Annotated in this window: 19 protein-coding genes; 9 read left to right on the forward strand and 10 right to left on the reverse strand. The window is 71.3% G+C overall.

Features of this window, described 5'->3' with window-relative positions; genetic code table 11:
• Positions 1-3: 3 nt before the first annotated feature.
• Positions 4-690 (reverse strand): MtrAB system response regulator MtrA, encoded by a 687-nt coding sequence (mtrA, locus tag ELQ94_RS07320; protein WP_127048706.1) that lies wholly within the window; start codon positions 688-690, stop codon positions 4-6.
• A 178-nt stretch (positions 691-868) separates the two neighbouring features.
• Here mtrA and ELQ94_RS07325 point away from each other — a divergent pair, with 178 nt between their 5' ends.
• The 6 genes from ELQ94_RS07325 (at position 869) to ELQ94_RS07350 (ending at position 7,436) form a co-directional block, all read left to right on the forward strand.
• A complete protein-coding gene (locus ELQ94_RS07325) occupies positions 869-2,335 on the forward strand; it encodes a DUF7847 domain-containing protein (RefSeq protein WP_166404682.1) in 1,467 nt (488 codons plus the stop codon).
• A gap of 4 nt (positions 2,336-2,339) precedes the next feature.
• The gene (locus ELQ94_RS07330) at positions 2,340-2,996 is read left to right on the forward strand and encodes a DUF4129 domain-containing protein (protein ID WP_243696908.1); all 657 of its coding nucleotides are present in this window, start codon (positions 2,340-2,342) and stop codon (positions 2,994-2,996) included.
• A complete protein-coding gene (locus tag ELQ94_RS07335; protein ID WP_127048710.1) occupies positions 2,993-4,204 on the forward strand; it encodes a DUF4350 domain-containing protein in 1,212 nt (403 codons plus the stop codon). Before ELQ94_RS07330 ends, ELQ94_RS07335 begins: the two co-directional genes overlap by 4 nt.
• Positions 4,201-5,211: an AAA family ATPase gene (locus tag ELQ94_RS07340; protein ID WP_127048712.1), complete on the forward strand. Its 1,011-nt coding sequence runs from the start codon at positions 4,201-4,203 to the stop codon at positions 5,209-5,211. Before ELQ94_RS07335 ends, ELQ94_RS07340 begins: the two co-directional genes overlap by 4 nt.
• Positions 5,212-6,519 (forward strand): DUF58 domain-containing protein, encoded by a 1,308-nt coding sequence (locus tag ELQ94_RS07345; RefSeq protein WP_127048714.1) that lies wholly within the window; start codon positions 5,212-5,214, stop codon positions 6,517-6,519. It abuts the gene before it with no gap.
• Positions 6,520-6,671: 152 nt separating this feature from the next.
• A complete protein-coding gene (locus tag ELQ94_RS07350) occupies positions 6,672-7,436 on the forward strand; it encodes an aquaporin (RefSeq protein WP_127048716.1) in 765 nt (254 codons plus the stop codon).
• Positions 7,437-7,590: 154 nt separating this feature from the next.
• On the opposite strand, the gene ELQ94_RS07355 is transcribed toward ELQ94_RS07350, so the two are convergent.
• Positions 7,591-8,586: a stage II sporulation protein M gene (locus tag ELQ94_RS07355; RefSeq protein ID WP_127048718.1), complete on the reverse strand. Its 996-nt coding sequence runs from the start codon at positions 8,584-8,586 to the stop codon at positions 7,591-7,593.
• Between the two features lie 18 nt (positions 8,587-8,604).
• Here ELQ94_RS07355 and ELQ94_RS07360 point away from each other — a divergent pair, with 18 nt between their 5' ends.
• On the forward strand, positions 8,605-9,444 hold the full coding sequence (locus ELQ94_RS07360) for an RDD family protein (protein WP_127048720.1): 840 nt from the start codon (positions 8,605-8,607) through the stop codon (positions 9,442-9,444).
• A gap of 93 nt (positions 9,445-9,537) precedes the next feature.
• Here the strand turns inward: ELQ94_RS07360 and ahcY are convergent, their stop codons facing one another.
• The 3 genes from ahcY to ELQ94_RS07375 form a co-directional block, all read right to left on the reverse strand.
• Entirely contained in the window at positions 9,538-11,025 is a 1,488-nt protein-coding gene (gene ahcY, locus ELQ94_RS07365; RefSeq protein ID WP_127048722.1) for an adenosylhomocysteinase, read from the reverse strand.
• 105 nt (positions 11,026-11,130) lie between these two features.
• Positions 11,131-12,561: a phosphomannomutase/phosphoglucomutase gene (locus ELQ94_RS07370; RefSeq protein WP_127048724.1), complete on the reverse strand. Its 1,431-nt coding sequence runs from the start codon at positions 12,559-12,561 to the stop codon at positions 11,131-11,133.
• A 5-nt stretch (positions 12,562-12,566) separates the two neighbouring features.
• Positions 12,567-12,779, reverse strand: a complete 213-nt coding sequence (locus tag ELQ94_RS07375; RefSeq protein ID WP_127048726.1) for a DUF3499 family protein — start codon at positions 12,777-12,779, stop codon at positions 12,567-12,569.
• 166 nt (positions 12,780-12,945) lie between these two features.
• Between ELQ94_RS07375 and ELQ94_RS07380 the strand changes: the two genes are divergently transcribed.
• The gene (locus tag ELQ94_RS07380; RefSeq protein ID WP_127048728.1) at positions 12,946-13,395 is read left to right on the forward strand and encodes a metallopeptidase family protein; all 450 of its coding nucleotides are present in this window, start codon (positions 12,946-12,948) and stop codon (positions 13,393-13,395) included.
• 10 nt (positions 13,396-13,405) lie between these two features.
• Here the strand turns inward: ELQ94_RS07380 and ELQ94_RS07385 are convergent, their stop codons facing one another.
• The 4 genes from ELQ94_RS07385 to ELQ94_RS17255 all read right to left on the reverse strand — a co-directional run bounded on the left by ELQ94_RS07385 (position 13,406) and on the right by ELQ94_RS17255 (position 18,759).
• The gene (locus ELQ94_RS07385) at positions 13,406-14,794 is read right to left on the reverse strand and encodes a DUF5719 family protein (RefSeq protein ID WP_166404683.1); all 1,389 of its coding nucleotides are present in this window, start codon (positions 14,792-14,794) and stop codon (positions 13,406-13,408) included.
• 17 nt (positions 14,795-14,811) lie between these two features.
• The gene (locus ELQ94_RS07395; protein ID WP_127048734.1) at positions 14,812-17,979 is read right to left on the reverse strand and encodes a glycosyltransferase family 2 protein; all 3,168 of its coding nucleotides are present in this window, start codon (positions 17,977-17,979) and stop codon (positions 14,812-14,814) included.
• 109 nt (positions 17,980-18,088) lie between these two features.
• A complete protein-coding gene (locus tag ELQ94_RS07400) occupies positions 18,089-18,412 on the reverse strand; it encodes a WhiB family transcriptional regulator (RefSeq protein ID WP_127048737.1) in 324 nt (107 codons plus the stop codon).
• A 197-nt stretch (positions 18,413-18,609) separates the two neighbouring features.
• Positions 18,610-18,759 (reverse strand): hypothetical protein, encoded by a 150-nt coding sequence (locus ELQ94_RS17255; protein ID WP_166404684.1) that lies wholly within the window; start codon positions 18,757-18,759, stop codon positions 18,610-18,612.
• Positions 18,760-18,851: 92 nt separating this feature from the next.
• On the opposite strand from ELQ94_RS17255, the gene ELQ94_RS07405 reads away from it, so the two are divergent.
• Complete coding sequence (locus ELQ94_RS07405) at positions 18,852-19,826, forward strand: GlxA family transcriptional regulator (protein WP_127048739.1); 975 nt, start codon at positions 18,852-18,854, stop codon at positions 19,824-19,826.
• A 21-nt stretch (positions 19,827-19,847) separates the two neighbouring features.
• Here the strand turns inward: ELQ94_RS07405 and manA are convergent, their stop codons facing one another.
• Positions 19,848-21,056, reverse strand: coding sequence for a mannose-6-phosphate isomerase, class I (manA, locus tag ELQ94_RS07410; protein WP_127048741.1), 1,209 nt, complete (start codon positions 21,054-21,056; stop codon positions 19,848-19,850).
• Positions 21,057-21,079 lie beyond the last annotated feature (23 nt).

Here is a 21,079-nt window from a genome sequence, read left to right on the forward strand (position 1 = left end):
CGCCTAGACGGGGTCGGTGCTGCCCGCGCGGTAGCCGACGCCCCGCACGGTCATGACGATGCGGGGATTGTCGGGGTCGACCTCGACCTTTGCGCGCAGTCGCTGCACGTGCACGTTCACGAGGCGCGTGTCCGCCTTGTAGTGGTAACCCCAGACCTGCTCGAGAAGCATCTCGCGGGTGAAGACCTGCTGCGGCTTGGAGGCGAGGGTCAGGAGGAGGTCGAACTCGAGCGGCGTCAGCGGGATGCGGGCCGATCCACGCGTGACCTCGTGGGCGGCGACGTCGAGAACGAGATCGCCGATGCGCACGACATCGCTCGAGACCTCCGACGCCGGTCGGAGCCGCGTGCGGATGCGGGCCACGAGCTCCTTCGGGTTGAACGGTTTGACGATGTAGTCGTCCGCTCCCGACTCGAGCCCGCCGACGATGTCTGTCGTGTCCGATTTCGCCGTCAGCATGATGATCGGCACGCCGGACTCCTGGCGGATCAGCCTGCACACCTCGATGCCGTCGAGACCGGGGAGCATGAGGTCGAGGAGGACGAGGTCCGGTTTCTCGCGCTGGAAGATCTCGACGGCGAGCGACCCGTCACCGCAGAAGACCGTGTCGAAGCCCTCGGTGCGCAGGACGATGCCGATCATCTCGGCGAGAGCCGTGTCGTCGTCGACGACCAGGATTCGTGCGCTCATGGGCCCCGTTCTCATGTCTCACGCGGGCCGCGATGCCCGATCGCACCCGCGATGTTCTCCCCAGAGTAGTCGAGGCCACGGCCCGCGCGGTGAGCGGGCGCGCGGCGGGCTGTGTGCCGACCACGCCCGTGTGAAAGCATGGACCGAGTATCGGACGGTGACGGGGAGGGTCTGCCACATGGGCGACGACGCACGCGACAGGGACGACGAGCCATCGAGGACGACCGGCGACGGCACCGGTGAGGCGAGCGATACCGGTGCCGGTACCGGTGATCGAGAGCCCGCGGCCGGTCCGACCGCGATGCCCTGGGCCGCCCCGGCAGCGCCTGCCCCCGCCGGCTCCCCCTGGGGAGAACAGCAGCCGAGCTCACCGGCGTACGGGCAACAGCAGCCGATGTACGGCGAGCAGCAGCCCGCCTACGGGCAGCAGCCGTACGGACAGCAGCCCGCCTACGGACAGCAGCAGTACGGACAGCAGCCCGCCTACGGACAGCAGCAGTACGGACAGCAGCCGTACGGACAGGCCCAGCAGGCCGGCACCGGTCGACCTGACTGGTCGACGGGTGCCCCCGTCGGCGCGCCCGCCGGCTGGGCTCCCCCGCCGAAGCCCGGCCTGATCCCCCTCCGACCCCTCGGCTTCGGAACGCTGCTCGGAGCACCGTTCCAGGCGATGCGGCGCAATCCGAAGGCCACGTTCGGAAGCGCCCTGCTCGTGCAGGGCGTCACGATCGTGCTCTCGATCCTCATCATCGGCTCCGTCACCTGGTGGACCGTCTCCCGCATCACCTCGGCCGCGCCAGAGGACCGCGACGCCATCACCGCCGGATCGGTCCTCGCGATCATCCTCGCGGCGCTCATCCCGCTCGCCGTCTCGGTGATCGGGACGGTCATGGTCCAGGGTGTGGTCGTCGCCGAGGTCGCTCGCGGGTCCCTCGGCGAGAAGCTCACCCTCGGCCAGGTCTGGCGCGCGGCGGCTCCGCGGCTCTGGGCCCTCGTGGGCTGGACGATGCTCGCGAGCCTCGTCACGCTCATCGCCTTCGGCGTCCTCGCCGGCATCGTCTGGGCCATCATCGCCGTGAGCACCGACCTCGTCGGTCTCGGAGTCGCCATCGCCGTGCTCGGGGTCCTCGGCCTCCTCGTGGTCCTCGCATGGCTCGGAACGAAGCTCGCCATCGTGCCGAGCATCATCGTGTTGGAGCGGGCACCCGTGTTCCAGGCGGTCGGCCGATCGTGGCGACTCACGCGCGGGTACTTCTGGCGCACCCTCGGCGTCCTCGCCCTCATCACGATCATCCTGAACGTCGCGTCGCAGGTCGTGACGACGCCCATCAGCCTGTTGATGGGTATCGGCGGCGGACTCATCGACCCGACCGGGAGCACTCAGGGGGCGGCCATCACGACCTTCGTCCTCACTTACATCCTGCTCATCCTCGTGTCGTTGATCGTCGCCGCGGTCGTCTCGGTCGTCCAGGCCGCCGCGATCGCCCTCATCTACATCGACCTGCGGATGCGCACCGAGGGGCTGGACCTCGAACTCGTCCGCTTCGTGGAGGCCCGCCAGTCGGGAGACGCGAGTGTCCCCGACCCCTTCCCCCTGCCCCCGCGCCGCGGGGCTTCGGAGTCCGCGGGACAGGCCGGGGTCTGACCGCGTGCCCCTCCTGCCGTCCCCGGCCGACGTCCCGGTCGACCCGAGTGCTCCCGACGCTCGCGATCTCCTGCAGCGCGAGCTCATGGGGCCGGAGTACGCGGCGGCGCAGCCGACGCTGCTCGACCGTATCGCCCAGGCGATCTCGGACTGGCTGGCGGGCCTCGTGCTCCCCTCCGGCAATGGACTCGGCGGGTGGATCCCGCTCGTGCTGCTCCTGCTGCTGATCGTCGGGATCGTGGTGGCGTTCCTCGTCTGGGGGCTCCCGCGCATCAATCGACGCAGCCGGGCGACGGACGGTCTCTTCGGCGCCGACGAACGACGGACCGCGGCCGAACTGCGGAAGGACGCCTCGGCCGCCGCGGCCCGCGGCGACTTCACCTCGGCCTCCCTCGACGCGTTCCGGGCGCTCGCCCGCGGACTGCAGGAGCGCACGGTCGTCGCGGTCCTCCCGGGAACGACCGCGCACGATTTCGCGGCACAGGGGGCCGCAGCCTTCCCCGACCTGTCCCCCGGCTTCGGCGGGGCGGCCGACGGATTCGATGCGACCCGGTACGCGGGAGCGCCGGGCACGCCCGAACTCTACCGCTCGATCTCCGATCTCGACGCAGCCGTCTCCGGTCGCTCCGCCGTGCTCCCCGATCTGGTCGAGCGATCATGACCGACACTCTCGAGGAACCGCCCCGGAACGCCGAGAGCGACGTGCTCACACCGCGACTACGGACGCAGGCCCGCCGCTCGGTGTTCTGGGTCGTGCTGTCCGTCTTCGGCCTCGCCGTGGTCGCCGCGGTCTACCTCCTCAGCGGCAACCGGTCGCCGGGGGGACCGCCCCTCGACCCCACGAGCCCGGCGCCCGAGGGGGCCAAGGCGGTCGTCGAGGTGCTCCGCGCCGAAGGAGTCGACGTCACCGGGGCCGACAGTGCGAGCGCGGCCTCGACCGCTCTCGACGACGCGTCGGGCGCGTCGACCCTCGTCGTCGTCGACAACGAGTACCTCGCCCCCGACCGGTTGTCCTCCCTCGTCGCGGGGGCGTCGTCCGTCGTGGTGATCGATCCGTCCTTCCAGACCGTGCGGGAGCTCTCCCCCGATGTCCTCATCGGAGGCGCCGCCGACGGCGAGCCCGCCGACGCGTCGTGCGATGTCCCAGCCGCCGAACGCGCGGAGCGCGCGACCGTCGGGAACACGTACCGGATCGGGGGCGACGCGACCGGGTGCTTCCCCGTCGGTGATGGGCGTTTCGGTGTCGTCGAGATCCCGGGTGCCACGCCCGTCACGATCGTCGGCTCGAGCGCCGTCTTCGCGAACGGGACGATCGCCGAGAGCGGCAACGCCGCCCTCGCACTCGGTCTGCTCGGGCCGACGGACTCCCTCGTCTGGTACGTACCGAGCCTCGCCGACGTGGAGGCGGACGCTCCTCCGACGATCGGCGAGCTCACGCCCGGCTGGGTCGTGCCCTCGCTGCTCCTCGTCCTCGTCGTGACGATCGCGGCCGGGATCTGGCGGGGGCGCCGCTTCGGTCCCCTCGTGGTCGAACCCCTGCCCGTGACGGTCCGCGCCGGCGAGACCATGGAGGGGCGCGCGCGCCTCTACCAGCGCTCGTCCGCGCGGCTGCGAGCGGTCGATGCGCTCCGCATCGGCACGATCGATCGGATCGCGACGCGACTCGACCTCTCGCGGCACGCGGACGCGTCCGCCGTCGCGGCCGCCGCCGCGGCGCTGACCGGACGCGACATCGCCGACGTCCGGGCGATCCTGATCGACGCGGAGCCGCGCAGCGACGCCGATCTCGTCGGCCTGTCCGATTCCCTCAGCCTCCTCGAGACCCAGATCCACGCCCTCACCGACCCCACCGGGAGACAGAAACGATGAGCGACCAATACGCAGGACCCCCCGAGCACCAGACGCCTCCCCCGCGTCCCGACGAGTCCGCGGCGCTCCGCGATTCCCTCGCCCGGGTCCGATCGGAGGTCGGCAAGGCGGTCGTCGGGCAGGACGCCGCGGTGACGGGCCTCATCATCGCCCTCCTCGCCCGCGGCCACGTGCTCCTCGAGGGCGTGCCCGGAGTGGCGAAGACCCTCCTCGTGCGCACACTCAGCCACGCCCTGCAGCTCGACACCAAGCGCGTGCAATTCACCCCCGACCTCATGCCGGGAGACGTCACCGGTTCCCTCGTCTACGACGGCAAGCGCGGCGAGTTCGAGTTCCGTGAGGGACCGGTCTTCACGAACATCCTGCTCGCCGACGAGATCAACCGGACGCCGCCGAAGACGCAGTCCTCGCTCCTCGAGGCGATGGAGGAGCGACAGGTCTCCGCCGACGGCGTCACGCGGCCGCTCCCCGATCCCTTCCTCGTGGCCGCCACGCAGAACCCCATCGAATACGAGGGCACGTACACGCTGCCCGAGGCGCAGCTCGACCGCTTCCTCCTCAAGCTCGTGCTCGATCTCCCGGAACGCGACACCGAGGTCGAGGTGCTCCGGCGCCACGCGGCCGGCTTCAACCCCCGCGACCTCGCGGGCGCCGGGGTGACGCCGGTGCTCTCGAGCGATCAGCTGCGTGCTGCACAGGCCGCGGCCGCCGCAACCGCGGTGGGAGCCGACGTCCTCGCCTACATCGTGGATCTCGCGCGGGCGACCAGGCGGAGCCCGTCCGTCCGTATGGGCGTGAGCCCGCGAGCGACGACCGCCTTGCTCGCATCCGCCAAGGCCTGGGCGTGGCTCAGCGGATACCCGTCGATCACACCGGACCACGTGCAGGCGATGGTCATCCCCGTGTGGCGCCACCGCCTCCAGTTGCGGCCGGAGGCCGAGCTCGAGGGCGTCGCGACGGACGCGATCCTCCGGTCGATCCTCCAGCAGGTGCAGGTGCCGATCTAGATGGCCGTCACGGGCTGGTTCATCGCGCTCCTCGCGGTCGGGGTCGTCCCCGTCATCGCGGTGGGCGCGGATCCGGCGCGCTCGTTCGTCGTCCTCATCGGCTGGATCGTGGGGTGCCTCGTGCTCCTCGCGATCGACGTCGCCCTCGCGGGCTCTCCGCGCCGGCTCTCCCTTTCGCGATCGCTGCCCGACCGGGTCCGGCTCGGCGAGGACGCGACGAGCGAGATCCTCCTCACGAACCGCGGAGGGCGCCCCGTGAGGGCGCTCGTGCGCGACGGATGGCAGCCGACCGCAGGGGCGCCGTTCGCGCGGCAACGCGTCACGGTCCCCGCCGGTGAACGGCGCCGCCTCGTGCAGACGCTCCGGCCCTTCCGCCGCGGCGAGCGCGCGAGCGACCACATCACGGTGCGCTCGTTCGGCCCCTTCCGGCTCGGCGCCCGTCAGGCGACGATCGCCTCACGGGGGAGGTTGCGAGTGCTCCCCCCATTCAACGCGCGCAAGCACCTCCCCAGCCGGCTCGCCCGGCTCCGTGAACTCGACGGCGCGACGAGCGTCATGGTGCGCGGACAGGGCACCGAGTTCGACTCCCTCCGCGACTACGTGCGTGGCGACGACGTGCGATCCATCGACTGGCGCGCGACCGCGCGGCGCTCGGAGCTCGTCGTGCGCACGTGGCGGCCGGAGCGTGATCGACGTGTCGTCATCGTCGTCGACACGGCGCGCACCTCCGCCGCCCGGATCGCGGACGAGGTCCGGCTCGATACGGCGTTCGAGGCGTCCCTGCTGCTCTCGGCACTCGCGACGCGCGCCGACGACCGCGTCGACTTCCTCGCCGTGGACCGACGCATCCGCGGCCGTGTCACCGGGTCGACGGGCGCCGACCTCCTCGCGAAGCTCGTCGACGCCATGGCCGAGATCGATCCGGAGCTCATCGAGATGGACTGGGACGCCGTACCCGCCCACGTCCGGCAGATCACGAGCCACCACGCTTTCGTCGTCCTGATCACGTCCATCGAGACGCCGGGAGCCTCAGCCGGGCTCCTCTCGGTGCTTCCCCAGCTGACGCGCAACCACACCGTCGCGGTCGTCTCGGTGACGGATCCGGACGTGGAGGAGGCGCGGAACGACCGCGGGGACCGCGAGGCGGTCTACCGGGCGGCCTCGGCGGAACGCGCGGCCCTCGACGCCTCACGCGTCGCCGCGGCGGTGCGTCGGATCGGCGCCGATGTCGTGTCGGGCTCCCCCGGGGACCTCCCGCCCGCGCTCGCCGACCACTACCTCGCCCTCAAGGCCGCCGGCCGCCTGTAACGCGACGACCGCGCATCCCCGGCCGAGCAACGACGGGCCGCGCCACGACGACAAAGACCGGAGCCCCCGACGACCGGCGAGCTCGGAGTCGTTCCTCGGCGGACTCGGCGCGTGGCCGGCGTCCGGCTGGCCGCCGTCGATACTGTCGGACAATGACCGATGACCACACGCAGCCCGGTTTCCTCTCCACGGTGTCGGCCGAGATGCTCGGTACCTTCGTCGTCGTCTCCGTCATCGTCGGGGCCACGGTCATCGCCGGACCGGTGATCGGTTCCCTCGGGATCGCTCTCGCCGCGGGGTTCGCCGTGGCGGCCGTGTACGCCACCGTCGCCCACGTGTCCGGCGGACACCTCAACCCGGCCGTCACGATCGGGCTCGCCGTCGCCGGACGGTTCCCCTGGCGGGACGTGAGCACCCACGTCGCCGCGCAGCTCATCGGGGCGACGCTCGGCGCCGCGTTCATCCTCGGCGTGCTCGCCGACGGGCCGGCCGCCGCCCTCGCGACCGCCCAGCGCGACGGCTTCGCATCGGGCGGCTACGGGCCCCTGCTCTCTCCCGACGGTTTCGGCCTCGTCGCCGTGGCACTCGTCGAAGCCGTATTCACCGCGGTGATCGTCGCGCTCTACGTCGCTCGTGGCCACCGGCTCTCCACCGACGTCGAAGGACGGGCCGCGACGGCGCTGACGATCGGCCTCGCCGTCGCCGCACTCACGCTCGTCGCGGCCCCGGTGTCGAACGGGACCCTCAACCCGGCGAGAGCACTCGCGACGGCGCTCTTCGCCGGACCCGATCGCCTCGGGCAGGTGTGGGCGTTCGTCCTCTTCCCCCTCCTCGGCGCCCTCGTGGTCGGCATCGTCGCCCGCATCGGGACGCGTTCCCGCGCCGGGTCACCCGCCTCCCCCACCGACCCTGCCTGAGCGCCGCCCGCCTGACCGCACTCCCGGACAGCGAAGCGCCGCAGCTTCTGGTGAGTGCGGCGGCGATTGCTCACCGGTAACCGCAGCGCATCAGGCAGGAACGGCAGCGCATCGGCAGGACGCATCGCCCGTCACGCGCGAGGCTACAGCACATTCAACCCGCGACGAGGGTGGTCGCGCCGCGCTCGAACTCCTCGAGATCCCCGGTCTCGCCCGCCCGGGCCGCCCGTCCGCCGACGACGATCATGTAGAACAGGAACGCTCCGAGCGCGACGGCGCCGATCGCGATCTTGACGGCCGGATGCCATGGAGCCGGGGTCACGAAGCCCTCGATGATCCCCGAAACGAACAGCGCGATGATGAGCCCGACGACGACGGTGAAGAGTGCGCGCGCCTCCCGAGCGAGGGACTGTCCGCGCGACAGCCGACCGGGCGCGACCCAGGACCAGAAGATCCGGAGCCCGGCGGCTCCCGCCACGAAGATGCTCGTGAGCTCGAGGAGGCCGTGGGGCAGGATGTAGAGGAAGAACGTGTCGCCCTCGTCGTAGGCGAACATCAGTCCCGCCGTGAGTCCGATGCCCTGGGCGTTCTGGGCGATCACGTACGGCACCCACACCCCCGTGATGCCGAAGGCGATGCACTGGGCGGCGATCCATGCGTTGTTGGTCCAGACGCGCCCGGCGAACGATGTCGCGGGATTCTCGGAATAGTAGGCGACGAAGCCCTGCTCCGCCGTCTGCCGCAACGACGCCTCGTCGCCGAGGGCGGCGAGCGCCTGCGGGTTCGTCGCGATCCACGTCGCATACAGCGAGGCGACGATCGTGAACGCGATGAAGACGCCGAGCGTGAGCCACCGCAGTCGGTAGAGCGCGGCCGGCAGCTGCAGGACGAAGAAGCGCGGGATCTGCGAGGTCACGTTCCGACCTGCGGAGGTGAATCGGAGCCGTGCCCGCGAGAGGGACACGCTCAGACGGTCGCCGGTGACCGTCGATCCCGCCGTCGTCTTGATGGCCGACAGCTGCGTCGCCCCCGACTGGTAGCGGTCGATCAGCTCGTCGGCATCCACGCCGGACAGCGACCCCCGGCGGCCGAGCTCGTCCAGGCGGTCCCAATCGGCACGGTGTGCGGCAGTGTATGCGTCGAGGTCCATCCGATTACGATGATAGCCATGACCTCGAGCGCGCACACGACCGCCGACCCGAGAGAACTCATCACGGGCGAGGCCGTCGCCCTCGACGTCCGTGCGGCGAGCTTCATCCTGCGCGCGGCCGGGGCGCTCATCGACCTCGTCGTGCACATCGGATTCGCCCTCCTGCTGCTCTGGCTCCTGTTCCTCGCTGCCGAGGTCGTCACGATCGACCAGGCCGCCATGCAGGCTGTATCCATCACGATCGTCGTGGTGGCCTTCATCGTCGTTCCCACGGCCGTCGAGTTGGCGACGAAGGGCCGCTCCCTCGGCAAGCTCGCGATCGGAGCCCGCGTCGTGCGTACGGACGGCGGGGCGATCGGGTTCCGCCACGCGTTCATCCGGTCCCTCGTCGGCTTCTTCGAGATCTACATGACGCTCGGAGGCGTCGCCGCGCTCGTCGGCCTCCTGAGCGACCGCTCCCAACGGCTGGGCGATCTGCTCGCGGGCACCTACGCGCAGCACGAGCGAGTGCCGCGTATCGTGACGCCCGTCTACGGCGTGCCGCCGGAGCTGCAGTCCTGGGCCACGACGGCGGATGTCGCCCGGATGCCGGATCGACTGGCCCGGCGGATCGCCCAGTACCTCCAGCAGGTGGCGCGGCTGTCGCCGGCCGCGCGCGACCGACTCGGGCGGGAACTCGCGGGAGAGGCCGCGCCGTACGTGTCGCCGCTGCCCGACGTGGCGCCCGACACCTTCCTCTTCGCCGTCGCCGCCCTCCGGCGTGAGCGGGAATTCCGCAAGCTCACCCTCGAGCGTGAACGACTCGACCTGCTGCGCCCCACCCTCGAGGGCACGCCGCACCACTTCCCCGACCGCTGAAACCATCGTGAGGTGTCGCAATCTGTCGTGTCCGGGTCGGACTGGGCAACAGATCGCGACACCTCACGGAGGGTGGGGTGCTGAGACCGCGGGTCAGTAGCGGTAGTGGTCGACCTTGAACGGGCCGTCGACCGGCACGCCGATGTAGGCGGCCTGCTCCGGTGACAGCTCCGTGAGCTCGACGCCCAGGGCGTCGAGGTGCAGGCGGGCGACCTTCTCGTCGAGGTGCTTCGGCAGGACGTAGACGCCGACCGGGTACTCCTCGATCCGCGTGTAGAGCTCGAGCTGCGCGAGGACCTGGTTGGTGAACGAGTTGCTCATGACGAACGACGGGTGACCCGTCGCGTTGCCGAGGTTCATGAGGCGTCCCTCCGAGAGGACGAGGATCGAGCGCCCCGTTGGCAGACGCCACTCGTGCACCTGCGGCTTGATCTCGACACGCTCGGCACCGTCGATCCGCGCGAGCGCGTCGATGTCGATCTCGTTGTCGAAGTGGCCGACGTTGGCCACGATCGCGAGGTGCTTCATCGCGAGCATGTGCTCGGTCGTGATGACCGACTTGTTGCCCGTGCCGGACACGAAGATGTCGACGTGCCCGACGACCGACTCGATACGCGCGACCTGGTAGCCGTCCATCGCCGCCTGGAGCGCGCAGATCGGGTCGACCTCGGTCACGATGACGCGAGCGCCCTGACCGCGCAGCGCCTCGGCGGCACCCTTGCCGACGTCGCCGTAGCCGGCGACGAGGGCGACCTTGCCGCCGATGAGGACGTCGGTGGCGCGGTTGAGGCCGTCGGGCAGCGAGTGGCGGATGCCGTACTTGTTGTCGAACTTCGACTTCGTGACCGAGTCGTTGACGTTGATGCCCGGGAAGAGGAGCTCTCCGTCGCGGAACAGCTCGTAGAGGCGGTGCACGCCCGTCGTCGTCTCCTCGGTCACGCCGAGCAGATCGCGGGCGATGCGCGTCCACCGGTCGCCGCTGTCGGCGAGGGACGCCTTCAGCACACCGAGGATGACCCGGTATTCCTCGCTGTCCGCCTCCGTCGCGTCCGGAACGACCCCGGCCGCCTCGAACTCGACGCCCTTGTGCACGAGGAGGGTCGCGTCACCACCGTCGTCGAGGATGAGGTTCGGACCGGTCCAGTCGGCACCCTCCGCGGCGGCCTCGGCCGACCAGTCGAAGATGCGGCCGGTGGCCCACCAGTACTCGTCCAGGGTCTCGCCCTTCCAGGCGAAGACGGGGACTCCCGCCGGCGCGTCCGGCGTGCCCGTCGGGCCGACGGCGATCGCCGCGGCGGCCTCGTCCTGCGTGGAGAAGATGTTGCAGCTCGCCCAACGGACGCGGGCACCGAGAGCCACGAGGGTCTCGATGAGCACGGCCGTCTGCACCGTCATGTGGAGGGAGCCGGCGATGCGCGCGCCGGCGAGTGGCTGCGTGGGGCCGAACTCCTCGCGGAGGGCCATGAGGCCGGGCATCTCGTTCTCGGCGAGGCGGATCTGGTGGCGGCCCGCCTCGGCGAGTGAGAGGTCGGCGACGGAGAAGGGCACGGAGCCGGTCGCGACGGGAGAGGTGATCGTCATGGTCCCATTCTCGCACCCGTCGCCCGAGCGCTCACCCCTGTGACGGCACTCGGCAGGGGCCCGCGACCGCGAGGCCGCGACCCGCGGTCGCCGCAGGGCGTCGGGTCAGGCCCGGATGAGGGCGAGCACCTCGTCGCGGATGGCTTCCATCTGCGCTCGCGTCGATGCTTCGGCGTTCAAGCGGAGCAGGGGTTCCGTGTTGGAGGGGCGGACGCTGAACCACCAGAAGTCATCGTCGACGCCGGGGTTCCCCGTGACCGTCAGGCCGTCGAGCTCGTCGAAGTCGGCGCGACCCGCGAAGGCCTCGACCACCCGGGCGAAAGCGGCGGCCACGTCGGCGACGGTGGAGTTGATCTCTCCCGATGCCGCGTAGGGAGAGTACTCCGAGGCGAACTCCGACAGGGGGGCCGGCTGCGTGCCGAACTCGGCGAGGACGTGCATCGCGGCGAGCATGCCGTTGTCGGCGCTCCAGAAATCGCGGAAGTAGTAGTGCGCGGAGTGCTCGCCGCCGAAGACGGCTCCCGTGCGACGCATCTCGTCCTTGATGAGCGAGTGACCGACCTTGGTACGGACGGGTGTGGCGCCGGCCGCCTCGATCGTCTCCGGAACGATGCGGGAGGTGATGAGGTTGTGGATGACCGAGATCTCGGCGTCGGGCGCATCGCGACGGGCACGTGCGATCTCGCGGACGGCCACGATCGCGGCGATCGCCGAGGGCGTCACGGCGTCGCCCTTCTCGTCGACGACGAAGCAGCGGTCGGCGTCTCCGTCGAACGCGAGACCGAGGTCGGCCCCGTGCTCGACGACGGCCTTCTGCAGGTCGACGAGGTTCTTCGGCTCGAGCGGGTTCGCCTCGTGGTTGGGGAAGGTGCCGTCGAGCTCGAAGTAGAGCGGGATGATCGTGAGCGGCAGCGCCGGGAGGCCGGCGGCGGTCTCGAGGACGGCGGGGACCGTGAGCCCGCCCATGCCGTTACCGGCATCGACCACGATCGTGAGCGGACGGATGCCGTCCAAGGGGACGAGTGAACGGAGGTACGAGGCGTAGTCGGTGAGGACGTCGCGCGAGTCGACCGTACCCGGGGTGGCGACGGCCGGGATTCCCTCCGCGAGGTAGGTGGCCGCGCGATCCCTGATGGCGGAGAGACCGGTGGCCTTCGACATGGCCTCGGCCCCGGCGCGCGAGAACTTGATGCCGTTGTACCGGGCCGGGTTGTGGCTCGCCGTGAACATGGCGGCTGGGGCATCGAGGCTGCCCGAGGCGTAGTAGCTCTCGTCCGTGGAGCAGAGGCCGATCGAGATCACGTCGGCACCACGGGCGGTGGCCCCACGTGCGAACGCCTCGGCGAAGCCCGGCGACGAATCGCGCATGTCGTGGCCGACGACGACGGGCGAACCCGCCGCGTCGACCTCGTCCACGAACGCAGCCGCGAGCGCCTCGACGACCTCGTCCGTGAGTCCCTCGCCGACCACACCGCGGACGTCGTATGCTCCGACGACCGCGTCGAGACGCGCGTCCTGTGCTGAATCCGATGCCATGAGGATCACCCTACTTCGCCGAGGACGGCGTGACGGATCACCTGCCACCCCTTGGGGACGGACAGGCGTTCCGAGTGGATCGAGCACAGGTCGTACGTGTGCGGATCGCGGGTGAGCCCGAGGGGACCGAGGACGGCCATCTGATCACCGTAGTCGTAGCTGAGGGTGGACACGGCTTCGCGCGTGCACCCGACCTTCGAGCAGATTCTGTCGTCCATCGGCGTCAGTCTACGGACCACCACCGACACCGCCCTCGCACCGCGCCGCACCACCCGAGCGACCGAGACACCCGCGACCCACAACGGACACCAACACTCGAGAGGCACCACCCTCGCACCGCGCCGCGCCGCCCGAGCGACCGCCGGCCGCGCGTAGGATTGCGGCATGAAGCGAAAGGGCGAACGGTCTGCGATCGGAGAACCGGGCAGGCGGGCCGTGCGACGGGATCGCCACGGCCGCGCGGGACGCAGTTCGGTCGTCCGACCGCCGCTGCCCGCCCTGCGCACCCGCATCGACCTCTTCGACCAGACGGTCGCGTCGACGGCCGACTTCCTCAGGGGGTCCTGGCCGGAGGACCTCGCCGGTGTCCGCTTCGAGGTGCAGGCCATGCCACCCTCGCTCGATTCCGACGACGGCGTCGACCGCTGGCACACCGATGCGACCGCGCGGCGGATCACCGTCTTCCGGATCCCCATCCAGCGGCTCAGCCACCTCCACCGCGACGACGAGCTCCATCAGCGCATGATGATCGAGAGCTGCGTCTTCCGGGCGACCGCCGAGTTCCTCGGCAAGGACCCATGGGACCTCGGCCCGGAGCGCTTCCGCTTCCTCTGATCGACCGCCGTCAGCGCGTGCGCACGACCACGGGATCCGACGCCGCGCTCGGAGGCGTCACGGGGTAGGACGCGATCCCGATGCCCCCGATGAGCGTGACGGCGGCATGCAGCCCTCCGGCTCCCGTCAGGCCGTACACGCGGCCACCGGAGACGGGGCGCACGACCGAGGTGCCGGCCGCCAGCTCGACGACGTCAGACGAGCCGCCCGAGGCGAGCGTCACCGAACGGTCTTCGTCCGTCGTGTTCACGAGGTTGATCGTGGCCCCCGGTCCGTCCGCGATCGCCACCGACACCGCGTCGTCGAGGGGATCCGTCGATGCGAACCAGGCGAAGTCGTCCCCGCCCGCTCCGCGTGAAGCGCTGTGGCCGGCGGCGACGACCGGCTCGTCGGAGCTGATCGAGAGGTCGTAGGTTCCCGGCCCGAGGTCGTCGAGCGGAACGTCGACGACGGAGCCCGCCGCCGCGCGGACGACCCGCGGCTCGGACAGCGATCCGTCCGCCGCACGTGCCACGATCGTGACCTCGCCGTCGAGGGAACCGGGCACGAGGACGCGAACGCCGGGAACACGGTAGTCGTATCCGTCCGACCGTTCCACGGGCCGGGACGAGGGCACGGCGAAGCCGGGGATCACCTGCTCGACGGCCGGACCGCTCGAGGCGACGACGGCCTCGACGCCCTCCGCGGTGATGGACCGGACGGCGGACTGCTGGAGCGCCGCGACGACGGGGGCCCCGACGCTCATGACGTGCACGACCGGGGTGAGGAGGTTGGGTGCGATGCCCGCGAGGGACAGGATGCGCTGGGAACCGGCGGCGACGACGATGCCCGATGCACCCGGCGCGTCGACGAGCCCGGCCTCGCCGGACACCTCGAGCGAGACGACCGCCTCGACCGTCGAGGGGTTGGCCAGGGTGAGCACGGTCGTCTGGCCCACGTCGGTCGACCCTCCGACGAGCCACGACTCGGCCGCGGGCTCGTCGCAGGACGACGCCGTGAATCCGGACAGGCGTTCGAGATCGACGCGCTGCGTCTGGGCGCCCGCGAGGGTCGACCCGGCGTCGCCCGGTTCCGCGGTGAGCACCGTGGGTCCGGCCCCTCCGCCCGCGTCGTCCGGTGCGGCGAGCGAGGACGAGGCGGCGTCCCCGTCGCCACCGACACCCGAGACGATCCGCGGCGCGCCCACCGTCGTCGCGGCCGTGGCGGCGGCGGCGTCCTGACCGAGTTCCACGAGCGCGCCCCCGCAGACGCGCGACTGGTCGGCGGCGACCGGCTCCACCGTGCGGCTCGCCGGAGCGATTCCGATGGGCGGCAGGTCGAGACGGCCGGCGAGCAGGATCGTGGCGACCGCCGCGGCGACGCCCACGACCCCGACGGCCGTCCGGACGGCGCGGGTCACGGTGACTCGAGTGGGTCTCAACGTGTCTCTCCCGTTCGAGACGGGGACTCATCGTCCTCGTCGGTGGATCCTGCGTCCGCGGTCTCGCTCGTCGGCTCGTCGAGCGGATCGGCCGAGACACCGCTCTCGAGCTCCTCGACGGTCGGGGCGTCACCGTCGGGCGTCTCGCCCTCCCCGTCGCCGTCCGATGCGATCGCCCCGTCGACGGGCGCGTCGTCCGACCAGTCGGGATCGGACTGTCCGTCGGCGGGTTCGACGAGGTCGGGCAGCGCATCGATCGCGCCGTCGGCCTCGTCCGGCGCCGCGCGACGGCGCGCGGCCGGGCGGATGCCGACGGTGCGCGGCCGACGGCGGGCCGCCTCGCGGGATGCCGCCGTCGGCACCGCGATGAGGAGCGCGATCAGGAAGACGGCGATCCAGGCCACCGGTACGACCGTCGACCAGAACGGATCGACGGCGTCCTGCTCGGGCCGCTCGGCCTCTCCCACGTTGCGCCACAGCTCTCCGGCGTCCGTCGGTCCTACGTACTCGACCGCCGGGTTCGCCGTGAGAGCCGCAACGGCGTCGGCCGCGAGCTCGTCCGGCCCCCGCTCGGAGCCGGTCGGAGCAGCGTCGTCGATCGCCGCATCATCGAGCGCGGCCACCTCGCTCGGTTCCTCGGCCAGGAGGACGAAGTCGATCCCGAGCGCGGCCAGTTCGGGCGCGGCATCGAGCCCGCTGCGAGAGACCAGGTTGCCGGCGAGCTCGGCGATCCGGGTGTCCGTCCCGCCCGTGGGGTCGGAGGTCCGTCGGACGGTCGACTGGTCGTCCAGCAGATCGCCGCGTCCCGGCAGGTAGCGCACCGCGATCGACCCGTCGGCGAGCGGGGTGATCTGCAAGGTCCCGATCCCGGGGTCCTCGGACGCGGCCGCGTCGACGTAGGCGGGCAGCGTCCGGCCGGATCCGGCGACGACGGACGAGCTCCCGAGCGGTTTGGCCGCGGCCAGGGGTGCCACGACCACGGCGAGACCGAGGACGGCGACGACCGCCGGCACGAGTCCGCGGCGCCGGAGTCCATCGAGGCCCGAGAGGGCCGCCCCCGAGAGCCCGAGCCAGTAGAGGCTCAGGGCACTCCCCTGCCAGACCGAGATCGGTTCACCGTCGAGCGTGGCGATCGTCAGGGATCCCGCGGCCACCGCGGTGCCGGCGCCGAGCAGAGCGATGCCGAGGAGGACGAGGGTGCGACGCTGTCCCCTGACGAAGAGGCCGGCGAGGGCGAGGAGTGCGAGCGGCACGAGCAGGACCGGCAGGACGATCGAGAGGATGTCCGCCGGCAGCGACCACCCGGTCGCGAGGCCGGACCACGTCGAGTCACGGTCCACGGGGAAGCCCGAGAGGATCGAGGCGGGGCCGACGGCCGTCGTCGCGGCCCCTGCCCCGGGATCGGCGAGCAGGGCCAGCCACCGGGCCGGCTGGATGCCCTGCTGCCACACGAGCGGCGCGAACAGGACGAGCGTCGGGACCGGCACGAGGAGCACGCGGAACACGCCGCGACCCGCGGAGACGAGGGCGAGGAGCCAGATCACCCCGAGAGGGAGCGCGAGCACCGGCGCGCACGCCACGACGATCGCGAGGAGGACGCTCGTCGCGGCCGCCGAGGCCCACGACCGAGCGGCGGATGTTCCCGCGAGGAACAGCCAGGGCAGCGTGAGGTGGACGAGCACGGCGGTCGGCCGTCCATCGGCGAGAGCCGCGAGGAATGTGGGCGACAGCGTCCAGAGGACGGCCCCGACGATGCGGTAGCCGCTCCGTTCCGTCAGCCGCGTCGCCGCCATCCATCCGCCGAGCGTGGCGAGGGGGAAGGCGACGAGCCACACGAGCACGAGCGAGAAGGAGGGGTCCCAGAACGTCAGGGTCCCGAGTACGGCGACCACGACCGTGAACGGATCGGATGCGCCGACGAAGCCGGTCCCGACGTCGCGCCAGCCCCAGCCGACGTTCGCCCACAGCTCGGTGACCGAACGGGAGAGCGGCAGGAGAGCTCCGCCGTCGAGCACCGTCGCGGGAACGAGGGGAAGGAGGAGAACGAGGCCGAGGACGGCGGAGCCGAGGACGAACCAGGCTCCCCCTCCCCCGAAGAACCGCAGATCCGTGCGCTCGACCCATTCGCGGTCGTCGCCGCTGACCTCGCGCTCGAGATCGCGCCGACGCCGGAGCTCCCGCCACGGCATGCGCAGGTCGGAGATCGTCGACCAACCGACGCGGCGCGACCCGGCGAGGTTCGATCGGGCCGCGAAGACGCGGGGGTCCGCGAAGGCGGCCCTGAACGCCGCCCGGAACTCCGACCCGACGAGGCCCGGCCGCTTGAGCACGAGCAGGGCGATCGACCGCGCGACGGCGAGCGGCAGGATCGAGAGCCAGTGGAGCGGGAGCAGCGCCGCTCGGGAGTAGACGAGTCGGCGGTGGATCTCGGCCGAGCGGGCGAGTCGAGCGCGTCGTTGGGCTGTACCCCACCCCCGCCCGCGGGGGGCGCCGGCGACGCCGTCGCCCGCGGAGGACACGACGGCCTCGGGGACGAGAGTCACCCGGCTGCCGGCGAGACGCACGCGCACACCGAGGTCGAGGCCGTCGTCCACGGGGCCGAGTGCGGGGTCGAATCCGCCGATCTCCTCGAAGACGCTCGCCCGTACGAGCATGCCGATCGGCGAGACCGCGAGGACGTCGGTCTCCCCGTCGTGCTGTCCCTGGTCGAGCTCGTCGGTCACGAGCTCGACGGTGCGGCCGAGGGTCGTCATGGTCTCGCCGAGTGATCGGATGCGACGCGGGTCGTCCGCATCGACGACCTTCGGTCCCGCGACGGCGACGGAGGGTGCGACCTCGACGCCCGCGAGCAGTCGCGCAAGGGCGGTGGGTTCCGGTGCGGTGTCCTGCGCCAGGAGCCAGAGGTAGTCGTCCTCGCCACCGGGCTCCTCGACGATCCGGAGCCCGGCCGCGACCGCACGGCCGAACGGGAGGTTCTCCGACGTCGTCACGATCTGGTCGACCCGGCCGTCGTCGAACGCACGGACGATCTCGTCCTTCGCGTCGACCGCCACCCCGATGACCCGATCGGCCGGGCGCGTCTGCGCGGAGACGGCTGCGAGGGTTCGGCGGAGGCGCTCAGCGCTCGAATGCGCGACGACGAGGACGGTTACGCGGGTCTCCATAGCGCGATCAGCCTAAGCCGGTCGGACGCGAACTCGGCGTCATCGACGGGCGTGGTCGAATTCGTGCCCGACCTGCGCGGCGGCGGTCGGGCCGTCGCCGTGATTCAGATCAGACCGCGCGCTTCTTGAGCTTCCGACGCTCGCGCTCCGAGAGCCCGCCCCAGATACCGAAACGCTCGTCGTTCTGCAGGGCGTAGTCGAGGCACTGACCGCGGACCTCGCACGAGCCGCAGATGCGCTTGGCGTCGCGAGTGGATCCGCCCTTCTCGGGGAAGAACGCCTCGGGGTCCGTCTGCGCACAGAGGGAGTCGGACTGCCAGGCGAGGGGGTTGTCATCCTCGGGGGCCGATCGCCGCACGCCGGGGACTCCGAGCTGGACGGGGTCGACGAACCAGTTGTCCGGGACTCCTGAGTATTCGTTCGGAATGCCCATACCGTCTCCCCACCTACGTCGCACTCGGCCTGCGACGCTGCCCGCGTCGTCCCCCTAATTACACCCGTGTAGTTCGCGTCGGTCAAGTCGTGGATCGTAAACCCTCGACCCCCAATAGAGGGTTGCGACACGGCGAGTCGTGTGCGTTTCGCGTCAGGACACGGGTTTGCAATTCCACGGCGCTCATGCGTCGAGGATCAATCCACCCGCGCGCCGTCGTCACGAAAAGGAGACGCCCCGGCGTGTCGCGTCGGTCGCGCGCGGTACCCGTCGCGGTGCACATCGACGAGGGTCCACACGACGGCGGCGAGGACGAGGAGAGCGGTCAGTACGAGGAAGATGGTCATGGCAGTAAATCTAGGAATTGCGTGATTCCGCCACGAGTGACAGGATCGTCAAAGATCAGTCGATTCCTGCCACGTGTTCTCCGGAGGGCCCCATGCTCCGCTCCATCGCCGTCATCGCCATCCCCGACCTCGCGCCCTTCGAGTTCGGGGTGCTCGCCGAGGTCTTCGGCATCGATCGGAGCGAACACGGCGGGCCCACGTTCGATTTCCACGTCGTGACCGCCGATCCGGGTGTGGTCGCCATGAAGAACGGACTCGGTCTCGTGGTGTCGGAGGGACTCGAGGCGGCGGCGCACGCCGACCTCGTCGCCGTCCCGGCCTTCGGCTCCAGCGAGACCGAGATCGATCCACGGGTCGTCGAGACCCTGCGCGCGGCCGAGCGACGCGGAGCCTGGGTGTTGAGCGTATGCAGCGGCGCCTTCGCTCTCGCGGCGGCCGGCCTTCTCGACGGCCGGCGCTCGACGACCCACTGGATGCACGCCGACGATCTCGCCCGCGTCTGCCCGGGCACCGAGGTCGACCCCGACGTCCTCTTCGTCGAGGACCGACGCGTCATCACCGGGGCCGGCACGGCCGCGGGAATCGATGCGTGCCTGCACCTCGTCCGCCAAGAGCTCGGCGCCGCGGCGGCGAACGTGATCGCCCGCCGCATGGTCGTGCCGCCGCAGCGAGACGGGGGTCAGGCCCAGTTCATCCAGTCCCCTCCCGAGCACGAGCGAGTCTCTTCACTCGCCGCCGTCACGAGTTGGATGGTCGACAACCTCGCCGAGGACCAGCCCGTCTCCGTGCTCGCGCGGCGCGCCCTCATGTCGGAGCGCACCTTCGCCCGACGGTTCCGCGCCGAGCTCGGCGCCACCCCTGCTGCCTGGCTCAATCGTCAGCGCCTCATCCGCGCCCAGCAGCTCCTGGAGCAGTCCGACCTCGGACTCGAACGCATCGCGGAGGAGAGCGGATTCGGCAGCGCGTCGGTCATGCGCCACCATTTCGTCCGCACGCTCAAGACCACCCCGAACGCGTATCGCCGAGCGTTCTCCTGCCTCGACGACGAGGCGCTCCTCACCGTTTGAGAGGGCGCGACTCCGGGTTCCTCAGCGATCGAGGTGGGTCGTCGCGATGAAGAGCTCCCCGTCGCCCGAGATCCGGAGCGGTTCGTGCTCCGGAACGATGTACGCCGCCTGGCCGACCCGCAGATCGAGTCGGTTCGACGACTCCAGGGTCGCGGACCCCGCCGTGACGATCGCGATAGCGGGGCCCGGGAGCTCGATCCCGTGCCCGTCCGTCGCCGACGGGTCGACACGCAGCAGCTCGAAGTCCGGCACGTCCGGCCGGAAGACCTCCACCCCGGCACCACCCGCCACGGGGTGGAGGATCGGAACGGGGAGAGGCTCGAAGTCGAGAACGTCGAGGAGCTCGTCGACGTCGACGTGCTTCGGCGTCAGTCCGCCCCGCAGCACATTGTCGCTCGAGGCCATGAGCTCGACGCCGAAGCCTTCGAGGTAGGCGTGGATGTTCCCGGCGGGCAGCCACAGCGCCTCCCCGCGGCGCAGGGTGACGCGGTTGAGCAGGAAGGCGACGGCGACGCCGGGATCCCCCGGGTAGGCGACCGAGAGATCCACGATCGTCCGGAGGACGGGCTCGGCCGCAGCCGTCGCGGAGCCGTCGGCGAGCGCGGCGCCTGCGGCTGCGACGAGCGCGTCGACGACGCCGTCGAGCCGCCCGCGCAGCAGCGCGTCGACGGTCTCGCGGAGGACGTCGGCGTCGGGCCGCTCGGGGGTTCCGAGCGAGGCGGCGAGCGCTGCGAGCGGTCCGCTTCCGTCCGAGAGGGTCGCGAGGAGCTCGCGCGTCGCCTCGACCGCCCGGAAGCCGCAGAGCGCCGCGTACTCCTCGCTCAGGGCGACGACGAGCTCCGGCTTGTGGAAGTCGTCCTTGTAGTTGCGGTGCGCGGCGTCGAGCGGCACCCCCTCGGAGTTCTCGCGCGCGAATCCGGCGCGCGCCTGTTCGAGGGACGGGTGCGCCTGGAGGGAGAGCGGCTGTGCGGCGGCCAGCAGTTTGAGGAGGAACGGCAGCCGCGGACCGGCGAGTCCGGCGTCGGCGGGATGGGCGGCGATCCAGGCGGCGAGGTCTTCGGCACCGCTCGCGAGCGAGGGGTCGAGTATCCGTGCGGGCGACCCGGGGTGGGCTCCGAGCCAGAGCTCGGCCTCGGGCGATCCCGAGGGTTCGGTGCCGCGGAGCTCGGCGATCGCGCTCGTCGACCCCCACGCGTAGTCGCGGGGGACGTTGTCGATGGGCAGGAACATCCGGAACTCTCCTCTGGGGCGAC

This window comes from Labedella endophytica, from assembly GCF_003990045.1.
In the GTDB taxonomy this organism is placed as follows: Bacteria; Actinomycetota; Actinomycetes; order Actinomycetales; family Microbacteriaceae; genus Labedella; species Labedella endophytica.

What these genes read in the sequence shown, in the direction of transcription:
- ELQ94_RS17255 (WP_166404684.1), bottom strand. Translation starts at nt 18,759, where the DNA reads ATGACCATCTTCCTCGTACTGACCGCTCTCCTCGTCCTCGCCGCCGTC.
- ahcY (WP_127048722.1), bottom strand. Translation starts at nt 11,025, where the DNA reads ATGACGATCACCTCTCCCGTCGCGACCGGCTCCGTGCCCTTCTCCGTC.
- ELQ94_RS07340 (WP_127048712.1), top strand. Translation starts at nt 4,201, where the DNA reads ATGAGCGACCAATACGCAGGACCCCCCGAGCACCAGACGCCTCCCCCG.
- ELQ94_RS07375 (WP_127048726.1), bottom strand. Translation starts at nt 12,779, where the DNA reads ATGGACGACAGAATCTGCTCGAAGGTCGGGTGCACGCGCGAAGCCGTG.
- manA (WP_127048741.1), bottom strand. Translation starts at nt 21,056, where the DNA reads ATGTTCCTGCCCATCGACAACGTCCCCCGCGACTACGCGTGGGGGTCG.
- ELQ94_RS07405 (WP_127048739.1), top strand. Translation starts at nt 18,852, where the DNA reads ATGCTCCGCTCCATCGCCGTCATCGCCATCCCCGACCTCGCGCCCTTC.
- ELQ94_RS07335 (WP_127048710.1), top strand. Translation starts at nt 2,993, where the DNA reads ATGACCGACACTCTCGAGGAACCGCCCCGGAACGCCGAGAGCGACGTG.
- ELQ94_RS07370 (WP_127048724.1), bottom strand. Translation starts at nt 12,561, where the DNA reads ATGGCATCGGATTCAGCACAGGACGCGCGTCTCGACGCGGTCGTCGGA.
- ELQ94_RS07360 (WP_127048720.1), top strand. Translation starts at nt 8,605, where the DNA reads ATGACCTCGAGCGCGCACACGACCGCCGACCCGAGAGAACTCATCACG.
- mtrA (WP_127048706.1), bottom strand. Translation starts at nt 690, where the DNA reads ATGAGCGCACGAATCCTGGTCGTCGACGACGACACGGCTCTCGCCGAG.
- ELQ94_RS07355 (WP_127048718.1), bottom strand. Translation starts at nt 8,586, where the DNA reads ATGGACCTCGACGCATACACTGCCGCACACCGTGCCGATTGGGACCGC.
- ELQ94_RS07350 (WP_127048716.1), top strand. Translation starts at nt 6,672, where the DNA reads ATGACCGATGACCACACGCAGCCCGGTTTCCTCTCCACGGTGTCGGCC.
- ELQ94_RS07400 (WP_127048737.1), bottom strand. Translation starts at nt 18,412, where the DNA reads ATGGGCATTCCGAACGAATACTCAGGAGTCCCGGACAACTGGTTCGTC.
- ELQ94_RS07325 (WP_166404682.1), top strand. Translation starts at nt 869, where the DNA reads ATGGGCGACGACGCACGCGACAGGGACGACGAGCCATCGAGGACGACC.
- ELQ94_RS07395 (WP_127048734.1), bottom strand. Translation starts at nt 17,979, where the DNA reads ATGGAGACCCGCGTAACCGTCCTCGTCGTCGCGCATTCGAGCGCTGAG.
- ELQ94_RS07345 (WP_127048714.1), top strand. Translation starts at nt 5,212, where the DNA reads ATGGCCGTCACGGGCTGGTTCATCGCGCTCCTCGCGGTCGGGGTCGTC.
- ELQ94_RS07380 (WP_127048728.1), top strand. Translation starts at nt 12,946, where the DNA reads ATGAAGCGAAAGGGCGAACGGTCTGCGATCGGAGAACCGGGCAGGCGG.